Origin of the sequence: Hallella multisaccharivorax DSM 17128 (assembly GCF_000218235.1) — a bacterium.
Lineage (GTDB): Bacteria > Bacteroidota > Bacteroidia > Bacteroidales > Bacteroidaceae > Prevotella > Prevotella multisaccharivorax.
This window is the reverse complement of sequence record NZ_GL945017.1, coordinates 1,124,040-1,137,554: the sequence shown is the minus strand read 5'-3', so window position 1 is coordinate 1,137,554 and position 13,515 is coordinate 1,124,040. Positions and strand designations below refer to the sequence as shown.

Sequence of the window (13,515 nt, the reverse complement as noted above, 5' to 3'; positions counted from 1 at the left end):
TTTTATTAAACTGCATAATAAACTTCTTTTCCAATCTTAGAGCTTAACGTTCAGACCGAAAGAGATAACCTTCTGCTGTGGATAGTAGCGGCCTTTGCCTCCGCTTGCCTCAGGATCAAGCAGACCCATTCCGGTGAACGTAAGGAGGTTGTATCCGGAGAAGAATACACGTACGCTCTCCAGGCCAGCCATTTGTGTCCATACTTTGGGCAGTGTGTAGCCTATCTGAAGTTCCTTCAGTCGCAAGTAACTGGAATTCTGCAGCCAGAAAGTAGAGGTCTTCTGGTTGTTGATCTTGCCACTTGCATAGGTCGATGGATATTTTCCGGGGATCCATTTCGCGGAGGTGTCGTAGATGTCCTCGTGATGCCAGCGGTCCATGAAGTCGGCAAGCGTGTTGGCCCCATTAAACAAGGGATTAGCCATGTCGTCATTCAGATAGGCGTTGAAATTGGCAGCACCTTGGAAGAATAGTGTGCAGTCGACTCCTTTCCATTGGCCCGACAATGTCAAGCCGTACATAATTTCCGGCGTAGTCCCACGGCCAATAGGATGAACATCGTTATCGTCAATGATACCATCGTGGTTGTAGTCCTCGTATTTGATATCACCGGGCACCAGTGTCTGGTTACCGTTACCGTCCTGAATGGGCGATGTAGCGATTTCCTCCATCGACTGGAATTGTCCGATGGCCTTATAGCCCCACCAGATATTCTTGTAGCGGCCATTGGTGTTGTTGCGCCAATCGTCGTAGTCGTTGAGAGAGGCATTGCGTTCCACATGGTCATATTTGGCCCTTGAGAAAGAGAAGTTTCCACTGACATCATAAGTCAGCTCTCCAATCTTGTTGTGGTGAGAGAGCTGAATCTCGAATCCTCTGTTGCTGTCGGAGTTGAGGTTCTCCTGGGGCAGACTGGCACCGAAGGTTGTCGGGAGAGATGCTGCCCGTGTGGCAAGCAGATCATTACGATGACGGTAGAAGAGCTCGAACGTACCCGAAAGCATCCCGCGCCAAAGGTCAAAATCAAGACCTACATTATAGATATCAGATGTGTACCAAGTAATATTTTCGTTAGCCAGACCTTTGGGTACTAAGGTCTTGATGACATCAGTGCCAAGAATATAAGAACCGCTTGGGTAAGTGTAGCCTGTCAGGTACTGATAACCGGCAACCGACTCGTCGTCACCGAGACGGCCCCATGATGCGCGAATCTTCAAATTGTCGAGCACATTGGAGAATTTCTGCATAAAGGACTCTTCGCTGATGCGCCAGCCGGCAGATACGGAAGGGAAGAATCCCCAGCGCTTAGCCTTGGCAAACTTGGAGGAACCATCGTAACGGAAGCTGAACTCGACGAGATACTTGCCGGCATAGTCGTAATCTACTCGCCCTACATAGCCTATTCTGCCACTGTCAGAGCTGCTGCCAGAGTTAGTTTTGTTCTTATCGCTGCCGTTGTCCAGTTCGGGGATAGCGTCGATTACGAATTCGCGGTAACCGCTCAGGTCGTGATAACGCTCTTTGGTTGTCTCCATAAGGAACAGGCCCTTGACATGATGCAGTTTGGCAAAGGTGTTCTCATAGTTGATGGATCCTTGCAGCATATATGTCTCATCGTTCCACATGAAACGGGTCAGCTTCGAGGGGTTGAATCCCGTGTAGGCTACATTATACTGATCTGTGGCTTGATCGTAGGTATAATAATTGTATTTTTTCTGGAATACATTCCGGTAGTTGTCAATGTTGCGGTAATAGAACTGCCCTTTCAGCGAAAGGCCTTTCACTGACTGAGAGTCATAGGTCAGTGAAGCGATACCCTCAAAGCGCTTGTTCTCCGATTTGTCGTAACCCATGACGTTGGAATCGATGACGGCTTTTGCGTTTCGTGCCGACATATTGGTAAGCGCGTAATAATCGAGATTGTTGTTAGCGTAGGGGTGGAAAGTCGGGTAGTTCTGCTGAACGGATGCCATGATATAGTTTGGATCCCAGGGAGAGGCATGGCGCTGTCCTTTCTGCCCGGAGAGAGAAAGAGACGCTGACAAGCCCTTTGTGATCTGCACGTCAGTGTTGGAACGGAAGTTGAAGCGTTGATAGTTGGTGCAGTTGGAACTCCACATGCCACCTTCGTTGAGATAGCCGATAGAAGCGAAGTAGCGAATCTTATCACTTCCTCCACGCAAATTGAGGTTGTATTGCTGTTGTGGAGCCCAATCTCTGACGACCTCATCGTACCAGTCAGTGCTTTCATAGCCTTCGCCTCCCTTACGCCACTTTTCCAATTCTTCAGCTCCGTAAGTTGGCTGTTTGCCGCGATTGACCAGATCTTCGTCGGTCAGTTCGGCAAACTGTGCAGCATTTGCAAGTTTAGGATATTTGGTAGGACGTTGCCAGCTGAAGGTAGTGTTAAGTTCTATCTTTGTAACTTGCTTGCCTCCTCGTTTGGTTGTCACCAGAATGACGCCGTTAGCAGCACGTATACCATAGACAGCCGCGGAGGCGTCTTTGAGAATCGTGACGCTCTCTATTTCGTTTGGATCAATTTGCGAGAAACTGCTCGGCACACCGTCCACGATGACAAGAGCTGAACCATAACCGCGGATATCGATTGAGGCCGCATCATTGCCGGGTTCACCCGAGCGCTGCACGACGCGCAAGCCTGAGAGTTTACCACCGAGCGAATTGGTGAGATTTGCCATGGGTGAGCGTATCAGGTCCTTACCGCTAACCGAGGAGATAGATCCTGTGACATCCACTTTCTTCTGCGTACCGTATCCAACGACCACGACATCGTTGAGAAGCTGTGTGTCGGGCCTGAGCTTGACCGTCATGCCCTCAGAAGCGCGTACTTTCATGTCGGCGTAGCCTACATATGTCACTGTCAGTTCTGTCCCGGTTGGTACATTCATGCTGAAGTTGCCGTTTATATCGGTCACGGTACCTGTGTTGGTTACCTTGTCCACAACCGTGACGCCGACAACAGGTTGCCCCTGCTCGTCAACGATGGTGCCTGTGACATGTGTCCGTTTATCGTTCTTGGGTCTCTGGGTGCTTTTGCCTCCAGACGGGGTGTTAGACTTACGTTGACTTACAACGATTGCGTTCCCGTTGATTTCGTAGTTGACATTCTGCCCGCTAAGAATCTGGTCAACCACTTTGGATATATTCTCGTTCTTTGCATTGACATCGACATGGCGGGACATATCAACATCTTTGGCATAGATTACAACGGAATAGCCTGTCGCCTTCTGCAGGTTGACAATGGCGGATTTAACGGTCACATTACGTAGATTCATCGTCACCGATCTCGCCTGGGCCTGGGCATTGAAGCCCTCAGAGATGGCAAGAAACGCAGTGAGTAAGCTTTTTCTCAGTAATTTACTCATAGTGTCAATAAGCTTTAGTTTAACATGTTTATTATTATGATGTGATAATCAATAGGTGGATGATCGTTGAACGTTGGTGTATTTTCAGTACAGAAGATACCCGTTTGTTATTTTCTTATATTTAATATGTCCTGTCTTTTGCAGAGATAAGAGTAAATCGTCAATAGTGTTAGCCTTTCTGTTTACAATGAGATATACATGCTTGTTTTCAGCGGTCTTTGCGACCTTAACATGAATGCCGTAGCTTCTTGAAAGTGCTTGTGCTACTGTTCGTAATGGCTTATTGTCAAAATACAGTATGTTCATGCTTGCCCCCTCACCAATGCTTTCGTTCATTCGCTGCCGCAGAAATTTGCCTGTAGCCTTGTTGATAAGCACCTCCTCCCCGGGTGACATGCTTATGCCGTTTCTCTTTGTGGGCGTATTGTAAAGGCTTAGTTTACCCTCATAGAGACGGATGTCGATGTTCGTATCTTCCCGATAATTGCTTACCTTAAATGCTGTTCCTAAATCGTGCACAACTACTCCATGAGTTTCTACCGTCAATGGCATTTGTTCGTTATGTCTGACATCGAAGAACCCCTCGCCCTCCAAAAATAACTTTCGGTCGGTGATACCAAATCCTTGCGAGTAGCGAATGGTGGAACCGGAATTAAGTCTTACCTGGCTACTGTCGGGGAGTGAGATAGCCAGTTGGGAACCTTCCGGAACAGAAACCTCAATGGCAGCGAATTTTCGATGGATATGCTGTACTCCATAATGGTATGCCGCAAAGGGAAGAAGCAAGAGTATGATGATAGCAGCTATCTGAATGATTCGCTTGAAGGAATCCACTTTCCTGGGGGTTGAATTCCTCATGATATCTTCCTCCTTACCTGTATAAGCAAGGAATCGCAGAATGGCCTTCTCCGGGTCGAATTCCTGCTTCGTCTCCCCGCTGGAAGCTACGTGGTCGAAATAAAGTTCGCGTGTGTCTCGGATATAGCATCTGTTCACCTCGCTCTGATGAATAAACTCATTCAGTTCGAGTAACCCTTCTTTTGAGATATCTCCTTTCGCAAAATGAAGGATCAGATCATCAATATGTTCGTCATATGTCGTCATTTTAGTTGTTGATTTCTCTGTTTTTATGGTTCGTTCCAATAGCTACGAGACAATGCAATTAGCCTTCTTATTCTTATAGATACCTTTTTCTTAAAAGAGAGTAGGGGAAATGGAAAATATTTTTTGAAAAGGCAAAAGAAATAGGACCGGTGACAATTTTTCTGTAAGGATTTTGATAGCTTGCTTCATGTGGTATTTCACGGTATTCACTGAGATACCAAGTTTCTCGGCTATCTCTTTATAGGTCATTCCTTGTACTCTACTAAGTTCAAACACACGGCGACACTCAGGTGACAAACTGTCAAGGGCATGGTTGTAGGCTTTTTCCATTTCCTTTTCCAATAACCAGCCTAAAGGATGGGCATCATCCGTTAGGTAATTGTCTATTTGTATATAGAGTTCCTCGATGCTGCTGGTACGATCCTTCTTTCTGAAAGATTGAGACATGCATGCCTTCTTGCTGTTATTTCTTATGGATTGGAAAAGATAAGAATCGAGACTAACAGGCGAAAAGGTTTCACGATGATCCCAAATCGAGAAAAACAAATCATCTACAATCTCCTCTGCTGTCTCGTGGCTATGGGTAATAGCTTTAGATAACTCACAGAGGACAGGATAATACTTCCGATAGAGGTCTTCGAAAGCACGCTTATCTCCCCTTCGGATTAGATCGTATATGCTATTTCCTTTTTCCATAACCTGGGCCTTTTGCTGCATAGATAGCGGCAAATCACATTATATATACTTTGTTCTGTTCTATTTTAGCTTTATATGTGCAAAGATAGTAATTTTATAGTATTATGTAACTAAAGTTTCCCACCCCATATAAAGTGGTCTAGAATAACTATAGATGAGGTTATCAATGCTGTCAGACAGGCCGTCTGTTTCTACAATGAAGAGCACTCGCATATGAGTATCGGCATGATGACGCCTAAGGAGGCAGCCGAGCATACGGGAGAACAGCAAAAACGCTGGATAAGCTACAAGCAGCAGTATATCAAGGAGAGACTCATTAATGAGTCATTAAACACTGATATACTACAAGCCCTGCAGAGACCACGTGCATCAATGAGGACGACTTAGGGCATTAGCTAAAGAGAAGGCAATAAACTCTTGTCTAATCCCTGATAAATGTTTACCTTTGCCCTCAGACAACAAATATCAGAGTTTGCAACTACAACTGTCAACTCTTTTCAGGTTACAGCAAAGTAGTCAACTCTTATAAGGATTAAGTTTAACCGAGTCAACTCTTCTAAGGGTTAAGAGCATAAAGTAGTCAACCAAAATCAGGCTACTACACACCGATGCAAATTTTGAGACATTGAGCAGGTAGAAAATAGAACCAATAAGAAAGGCAATATCCATCTCATAATTACTTTATTTCATGGTGTACAAAGTCTCAGCATTACAAGGGGCAAAATAATCATTTCCCTTCTTACTTTCAACTTTTGTACCATTGAAAAGGTCAACATGTCCTGTGGCATTTGACCATTGACAGTCGCTGAAAATTATAATACCCTTTTTGCCAGTAAAGTCAGAAGCCTTTGTACCCGACAATGGTGTTCTCCCAATATGTTTCTTGATGAATTTTACCATATCTGTAACTCTGTATAAATTTTTATCAGCACCAGAAGATACAGCTCCGTCAGAAGAAGATATGGGAACTCCGGAATAGTTAAAAACATAAGATAGCCTAATAGCGCATCCGTTTTGAAAAGTGTTAGAGTCTATTTTGTCTTTACTTTTCCTCCTATAAAGTTTCCGAGTGCTTTAACATCTAAGTCTTTCACTTTACTAAAGTTAGAACTTAATTTTGAATACGTTAATGCCATAATATGAAATATTTAAATTTACGGTATAAAGATAGCAATAAAATTTTTAGTACGAACAAAAGCGGTCAGTTTGTTACATTAAAATAACACAACATATCATTCTTTAAAACTATTCTATATAATTAAAGGTGGTATATTAGTCACTTATAGATAACGCTTTGTAGTAAAATATCTCAAAATGGTGTTATTCATTTTTCCTATTTTTGTATTGGCTGATTAATTTTCACCTTGAATAGAATTTTAATACCTCGCTATCTATAATATAGATATGCTGAGGTTTTATCAGACAGGAGAGCTGAAATAGCAACTCCCCTGCCATTAGTTCAGCACGGCGTTAGCTCATAGTGTGATAGGCTCATAGGGCAGTCCCCATACATCAGCCACGGCCTTGTAGGTGATTTTCCCGTCAACGATGTTCAGACCTTTGAAGAGTGCTTCATCGTCCTTGCAGGCCTGCCGCCATCCCTTGTCGGCCAAAGCCACAGCATATTTAAGCGTAGCGTTGGTGAGTGCCATCGTTGACGTGTTGGGTACAGCACCTGGTATGTTGGCGACACAATAGTGCACGATGCCGTCAACCTCATAGACGGGATCGCTGTGCGTAGTGGGATGCGAGGTCTCGAAACAACCACCCTGGTCGATGGCGACATCCACGAGCACGGTGCCTTTCTCCATCAGACCGAGCATAGAGCGTGTGATGAGATGTGGTGTCTTGTCACCCGGCACGAGTACAGAGCCAATAACGATGTCCACATCAGGCAACTCCTTGCGGATATTGTGCTCAGTAGAGTAGAGAGCGTGCACGTTAGCCGGCAATTCATTCTCAAGCTGGCGCAGACGAGGCAGTGAAATATCGGTAATGGTGACATCAGCTCCCATACCTGCTGCCATTCTCGCCGCGGCCTCACCCACTGTGCCGCCCCCCAAGACCAGCACTTTGGTGGGCTTTACCCCCGGTACACCACTGATGAGTTTTCCCTTGCCACCTTTAGTCTTCTGCAGATAAAAGGCGCCATTGAGGGCTGCCATGCGTCCTGCCACCTCACTCATGGGTACGAGTAGCGGCAGAGAGCGGTCGGCTTTCTGCACAGTCTCGTAGGCCAGACAGACGGCACCGCTCTTGATCATCGCATCGGTGAGCGGCCGGTCGCACGCAAAATGGAAATAAGTGAATACCAGCTGGTCTTTCCTGATCAGACCATATTCAGGTTCAATAGGCTCCTTGACCTTCACGATCATGTCGGCTTGGGCATATACTTCATTGATAGTCGGAAGAATCTCCGCACCAACTTCGGCATACTCTTCGTCGCTGAATCCGCTGTTCTCTCCAGCGGTATGTTGTACAAATACGGTGTGGCCATGTTTCGTCAACTCGGCAACGCCTGCGGGAGTCATGCCCACACGGTTCTCGTTGTCTTTCATCTCCTTAGGTATTCCAATTCTCATAGTGCAAAATGTTAATTAGATTGGTTCTTAAAACAGCCTCAAAGATAGATAAAAATCCAGTTCATTGTAACATGCCTTTTGCAGATTTAACAATATTTATTAACGCTGAATCATAATAGCTGAACATCCGGAATACTCAGCTTTCAATGCCTTCAACGGCGCATCCACGCGCTTAGTGCTTAATGACATACAGAAGAATTGGCAGCACGATCAACAACCGTGCCACTCTGACAGAATACTACGGTAGGGCTGAGGTTGGCAAATTGTTCCATTTTCCTTTCCATATTCGCAACAGGAAGACGGAGCCGCGGAAAGTGAGCTCCGTAGCCATGGCAATCCAGACACCCCGCAAACCGTAGCTCTGCGAGAGCCACCAGGCCAGTGTCAGACGTACGCACCACATGGAGAAAAGACTCATGGCAGCGGGCTTGAGCGTATCGCCAGCTGCCACGCAAACTGAATAAGCAACGATGGAAGCTGCAAAGAACGGTTCGGCAAAGGCCTCAATGCGCAATACCTCTGCGCCTAATTCACGGATGGATGCCACAGGCGAAAGGAACCCGATCATCTCGGGTGCGAAGAGATACATCACCATTCCCATGAAAGCCATAACCACCATACCCGTTGCGATGGTGAGGTGAGCGAAGTTAAAGCACAGCTGCCGCCGACCCGCTCCGTAGGTCTGTCCGACGAGCGTAGTAGCGGCATCACCCACGCCATAGCCTGGCATATAGCAGAGACTCTCGGCGGTAATGGCAAACGAGTTGGCTGCAATTGCCACATTGCCCAAAGGGGCAACGATCAGCGTGGAGGCAACCTGCGCCGAACCCATCAGCACATTCTGCACGGCAATGGGAAGACTGATCTTGACAGCATTGCGTACATATTCCCACATCCACACGAAGCGTGCATGATCGAGACGGAGCGCAATAATTTTGTTTTCCCATACTGCCTGCCATGACATCGGCACCACAGTCAGCACGTAAGCCGTCATCGTGCCCAAGGCTGCACCAGTGACACCCAAGTCAAAAACATAGATAAACAGATAGTTGAACGCCACGTCGAGGCAGCACATCATGATGGACAGGGCACTGGGCACCCGCATATCACCCGCGCTCTTGAGCATGGCTGCCATGAGATGATAAACGAGCACGGCAGGCAATGTAAGACTGAAGATGAGGAAATAAGCTGATGACATCGGGGCAATGTCTGCCTCACCGCCAAGCCAGAAAGGCAACCGCCAGTGCACCGCCACGCCCACGAGTGCCATCAGGACACTGAAACCGATGCCACACACCAGCGCATGGCGAAACACCTGACGTGCACGCACAAAATCGTTGGCACCAATGAAATGGGCCACCTGCACCGAGAAGCCAACCGAAACTGCTGAGAGGATAGAGCCCATAAGCCATGTCGTGGTCTCGATCAAGCCTATGCTCGCCGAGGCGGCGGCACCAAGGTGTCCCACCATGGCTGCGTCGATAAAGAACATTATCACCGTCGTTATCTGGGCCAACATCGAGGGGATACTCAGCTCAATGATGAGGTTGAGTTTCTCACGCCCCGTCATCTCCTCACCGTTGCGTATCTTGGCAAGCAATAGGTCACTCTTCTTCATGTGTTCGCGTTTGGGCGTACAAATGTAGTAATAAATATGCGAAAATCATTTCTTTTCACTATATTTCTTCAGCCTAAGCCCACTAACTCAAAGAAAAGCCGTAACTTTGCAAAATCGTTGTTACTGAACATAATAAGGATAGCATATCAATGACCCGATCATTTCATCATAGAACAACTCTGGGCGCAGTGTGTGGCATCATTCTCTTTCTTTTGCTCTCACTCTATGCCTTCTGGTCTAAAAGCCCTGTCATGGGCTTGTGCATGGCCTTCTGCCTCATTATAGTGGCTGAACGGACACTCCATAGTCAATACATCATCAGCGATGGGAAGCTCATCGTCGACAATGGCCGGCTGTCAAAGCGAAAGGTCATTGAAGTCGGACTGATACATTCGTGCCGGCCCATGAGTTCAGTCTTCGGGCTGGTGCGCTATCTGCTCATCACTTACGGAGCAGCTGAGAGCATGGTCTCTGTGCAACCCCAAAACGAGGAGGCCTTTATCGCAGCCCTGAAAAGAGAAATGGAGGCAGCCCAATGAAACTTACGAGAAGTATTTTAATGCTATGGTTCTTCCTGCTCACAGCACTTCCCACCCTGGCACAAGTCACCGTCGACGACGACAACACCGACAAGAATGACACTATAGCCCTTGCCGACTCAGCGTGGACCGATTCGCTCATCTTCCATCACGACACGCTGGCATGGCCCAAGAATGTGCAGGCCGATATCGACGAACTGCTTGAGAGCAAGATGTTTCAAACATCGCAAGTCGGTATCATGGTCTACGATCTCGATGCCGATTCCGCCATCTACCGCCACAACGAGCGACAACTCATGCGGCCGGCATCGACCATGAAGACTATCACAGCTATCACGGCCCTTGACCGTCTCGGCGGGAGCTATCAGTTTAAGACTGACCTGTGCTATACCGGCCGTGTAGACAGCACCACTCTCTACGGCGACGTCTACTGCGTGGGCGGTTTCGACCCACGCTTCAATCGTGACGACATGCAGGCTTTTGCCGAGGCGTTGCGCAAGATGGGTGTGGACACCATCCGTGGAAACCTTTACGCTGACCGGTCCATGAAAAATGCCGACCTCCTCGGAGAAGGATGGTGCTGGGACGATGACAACCCCGTGCTTTCTCCTTTGGTCTTTCAGAGAAAGGACAACTTCATGGACAAGTTTCTCGAGGCCATCCACAGGTCAGGTATCGTGCTTACGGGCAATATCTCAGAGAAGCGGAAGCCGGAGGATGCCAGTTGCATCGTGAGCCGATTCCATACTATCGACCAGATTCTCAACCGCATGCTCAAGCAGAGCGACAACCTTTATGCCGAGTCGATGTACTATCAGATCGCAGCCTCTACAGGCAACCGCCCCGCAACCGCTAAAGACGCCAAAACCATCGAGCGGCAGCTCATCAGCCGCCTGGGACTTGACCCTTCGCGCTACCGCCTCGCCGACGGCAGCGGCTTGTCGCTCTACAATTATGTCTCTCCCGAACTGGAAACCCGTTTCCTGCGCTATGCTTACCAAAATCAGAACATTTATAACCACCTCTACCCTGCCCTGCCCATCGCCGGTATTGACGGTACACTGAAGAAGCGCATGCACTCGCAATTCACTCAGGGCAACGTACATGCCAAGACAGGTACCGTTGAGGGTATATCAAGTCTCTGTGGCTATCTCACCGCTGCCAACGGCCACCATCTCTGCTTCTCCATCATCAATCAGGGCGTAATGCACGGCAGCAACGGCAGAGCCTTTCAGGATAAGGTTTGCTACATTCTCTGCAAGCCCTAAGCACCTATCAAATGACCGCCTGATCACGGTAAAATGCAACGGCATTGCGATTACGATGTAAAGGCAATGCGATTACGGTGTAAAGGCAATGCGATTACGGTGTAAAGGCAATGCGATTACGGTGTAAAGGCAATGCGATTACGGTGTAAAGGCAATGCGATTACGGTGTAAAGGCAATGCGATTATAGAAACTTTAAAAAGATGAAAAGAGTTGCCATACTTTTTATACCATTAGTCCTCATGTTAATGGTGTCATGCAATGGAGAACACGACGCCCAACTCACTATGGCTTTATCTTTGGCAGAGCACGGTAAGCCCGACAGCGCAATATCTGTGCTCAATAAAGTAAACCAGACGAGACTTTCTGATCGGGGTATGGCTATGTATTCACTTGTATATACACTTTCACAAGACAAATCTGGAATAGATGTAAACAATGACTCTTTGATTGGAATAGCCTATAAGTGGTATCAAGACAAACCACAAGATTCCTTATATGCAAAGTGCTTATATTACATGGGAAAATACTATGCTCTAAATGACAGCTCCGAAAAGGCGCTGAATTGTTTCTCCCATTCTATAGATGCAGCTAAGAAAAGGAAAGATTACCTGACGGCAAGTATGTCTTTTTCGCAATCATCCCTTATCCTTAGAGAATATGACCCTGATAAAGCTATTCAATACAGCAAATTAGCCTTTGCAACCTATAATAGAATCAAAGGGGGAAATCTGCGGAATAAAATCTATTCTATCTTAAATTTAGCTGAATGCTATTCTTATAAAAAGGAGAAAATGGATACTTGCATCTCCCTTACAAGAAAGGCGATAAAATACGCCATGACATTAAGAGATTCAACAGTGATTGCAAATACCTTGCAAGATTTGTCTAATTTTTATGACATATCAGGAAAAGATACAATGGCCCTGAAAGCGGCAGAAGAATCTTTCACTTACAGAGCTGACCGTGATGCCTCTGCTATATTGACTTTGAGCAATGCCCTGTACAAAGCTGGAAATATAGACAAGGCTAAGCATCTGCTTTCTCAAATTAAACAAGACGAATATCCTAATTACGGAGACGTGATATACTCATTACGCCGACTAATAGCCTTGCAGGAAGGCAATTGCAGATCTGTTAGCGATTTTGCCGATTCTGTAGAATCTTATCTGTACAAAAAGAACGCCGACAACTTATCCGCAAAAGACAAGTATTACAAGCTTCTCGTTGATAGGGAAACAAAGAGGGCCTCCATTCAAAAAGAAAATCATTGGAAAACCATAGTAGTATATATTACGTTAGGACTTGCTATAATTATCATATTTCTTGTTGTAAACAAGGCAAAGAAAGAAAAATTAATGCACCTGATGGAGATCAAGAGCAAAAATCTTCAAATAACAAATATCCGCAGCTTCCTCCTCAAGAAGGTGGATATCGTCAAAAAATTAAAAGCAGGGGATAGAGAAGACATAATAGACGGTAAGAAGATAACCGTTGTCCTGAACAATGAAGATTGGGAAGAATTGGAAACCTTCTTAGACAATGCTGACGGACAGTTTGTCACGAGGATAAAAAAGCAATTTCCTTTTCTTACACAGAAAGACATCCATTTTCTTATGCTTATCAGACTACGGTTGCCTGTTCACCGCATAGCTGAGATCTATCATATCAAGGATTCTTCAGTAAGGCAAAAACTCTTCCTCATAAAGTCTAAAATAGGATTAAAGAGTGGCGATGATTCAACAAAAGAGTTCATTGAGAACTATTAAAAACATCGTAAATTATCATTTTTAGATATGGGATTAGAGATAAAAGACATGTAAAACATTGAATATTAGTAATTTATAAGCAATCTACAGAAAAGTCGTTTTTAGATACATAAAATTTGGAAGCAGGCTAATTATGACCTAACTTTGCGATCAAGAATTAAAAGTAAATGAAAAGGATTTTATTACTTTCTCTTTTAGCACTAATGTGCTGTGTTAGCGTGTATCCTAAACCTGTTGTTCTGAGACGAAGTGGATTGTTTCAACGCGGGGGGATGAGAATGCCATCAGCAACAAGAGTAAAGGTAGACTACGATGATAGTGTTGTGAATGTGCACATTCAGAGATATTATGGAATGGTCTGGATGTACATTTATGATACCAAGGGAAGCATCGTTGGCTCTACAGCTGCCAATATAGATGGAGATGGGGCTATTGCTTTAAATGCACAAAGCTTGGCAGAAGGTGAATATACCGTGAGCATAGCTCTAAGTAATGTAACCTACGAGGGAATATTGCTGTTTTTTAAATAGTCCTATGAGACAGTCACGAAAGAC

The 13,515-nt window shown here is 45.8% G+C and carries 11 protein-coding genes; 5 read left to right on the top strand and 6 right to left on the bottom strand.

Features of this window, described 5'->3' with window-relative positions:
* Positions 1 to 36 precede the first annotated feature (36 nt).
* From PREMU_RS05010 to PREMU_RS05000, 3 genes are all read right to left on the bottom strand, one after another.
* The gene (locus tag PREMU_RS05010; RefSeq protein WP_007573599.1) at positions 37 to 3,387 is read right to left on the bottom strand and encodes a TonB-dependent receptor; all 3,351 of its coding nucleotides are present in this window, start codon (positions 3,385 to 3,387) and stop codon (positions 37 to 39) included.
* An 84-nt stretch (positions 3,388 to 3,471) separates the two neighbouring features.
* The gene (locus PREMU_RS05005; RefSeq protein WP_007573597.1) at positions 3,472 to 4,491 is read right to left on the bottom strand and encodes a FecR family protein; all 1,020 of its coding nucleotides are present in this window, start codon (positions 4,489 to 4,491) and stop codon (positions 3,472 to 3,474) included.
* 90 nt (positions 4,492 to 4,581) lie between these two features.
* Entirely contained in the window at positions 4,582 to 5,187 is a 606-nt protein-coding gene (locus PREMU_RS05000; RefSeq protein WP_223918560.1) for an RNA polymerase sigma-70 factor, read from the bottom strand.
* Positions 5,188 to 5,400: 213 nt separating this feature from the next.
* Between PREMU_RS05000 and PREMU_RS14920 the strand changes: the two genes are divergently transcribed.
* Complete coding sequence (locus PREMU_RS14920; protein ID WP_156803966.1) at positions 5,401 to 5,574, top strand: hypothetical protein; 174 nt, start codon at positions 5,401 to 5,403, stop codon at positions 5,572 to 5,574.
* A gap of 294 nt (positions 5,575 to 5,868) precedes the next feature.
* Here the strand turns inward: PREMU_RS14920 and PREMU_RS15585 are convergent, their stop codons facing one another.
* From PREMU_RS15585 to PREMU_RS04985, 3 genes are all read right to left on the bottom strand, one after another.
* The gene (locus tag PREMU_RS15585) at positions 5,869 to 6,150 is read right to left on the bottom strand and encodes a T6SS effector amidase Tae4 family protein (protein WP_244863893.1); all 282 of its coding nucleotides are present in this window, start codon (positions 6,148 to 6,150) and stop codon (positions 5,869 to 5,871) included.
* A gap of 512 nt (positions 6,151 to 6,662) precedes the next feature.
* Complete coding sequence (gene ald / locus PREMU_RS04990; protein ID WP_007573593.1) at positions 6,663 to 7,769, bottom strand: alanine dehydrogenase; 1,107 nt, start codon at positions 7,767 to 7,769, stop codon at positions 6,663 to 6,665.
* Positions 7,770 to 8,007: 238 nt separating this feature from the next.
* Positions 8,008 to 9,387 (bottom strand): MATE family efflux transporter, encoded by a 1,380-nt coding sequence (locus PREMU_RS04985; protein ID WP_007573592.1) that lies wholly within the window; start codon positions 9,385 to 9,387, stop codon positions 8,008 to 8,010.
* A 149-nt stretch (positions 9,388 to 9,536) separates the two neighbouring features.
* Here PREMU_RS04985 and PREMU_RS04980 point away from each other — a divergent pair, with 149 nt between their 5' ends.
* The 4 genes from PREMU_RS04980 (at position 9,537) to PREMU_RS04965 (ending at position 13,491) form a co-directional block, all read left to right on the top strand.
* Positions 9,537 to 9,926 (top strand): PH domain-containing protein, encoded by a 390-nt coding sequence (locus tag PREMU_RS04980; protein WP_007573591.1) that lies wholly within the window; start codon positions 9,537 to 9,539, stop codon positions 9,924 to 9,926.
* The gene (gene dacB, locus PREMU_RS04975; protein ID WP_007573590.1) at positions 9,923 to 11,194 is read left to right on the top strand and encodes a D-alanyl-D-alanine carboxypeptidase/D-alanyl-D-alanine endopeptidase; all 1,272 of its coding nucleotides are present in this window, start codon (positions 9,923 to 9,925) and stop codon (positions 11,192 to 11,194) included. Before PREMU_RS04980 ends, dacB begins: the two co-directional genes overlap by 4 nt.
* A gap of 201 nt (positions 11,195 to 11,395) precedes the next feature.
* A complete protein-coding gene (locus tag PREMU_RS04970; protein ID WP_007573587.1) occupies positions 11,396 to 12,961 on the top strand; it encodes a tetratricopeptide repeat protein in 1,566 nt (521 codons plus the stop codon).
* Positions 12,962 to 13,128: 167 nt separating this feature from the next.
* Positions 13,129 to 13,491 carry a hypothetical protein gene (locus tag PREMU_RS04965; protein ID WP_007573586.1) on the top strand — a complete coding sequence of 121 codons (363 nt, stop codon included), beginning with the start codon at positions 13,129 to 13,131 and terminating at the stop codon, positions 13,489 to 13,491.
* The last annotated feature ends 24 nt before the right edge of the window (positions 13,492 to 13,515 follow it).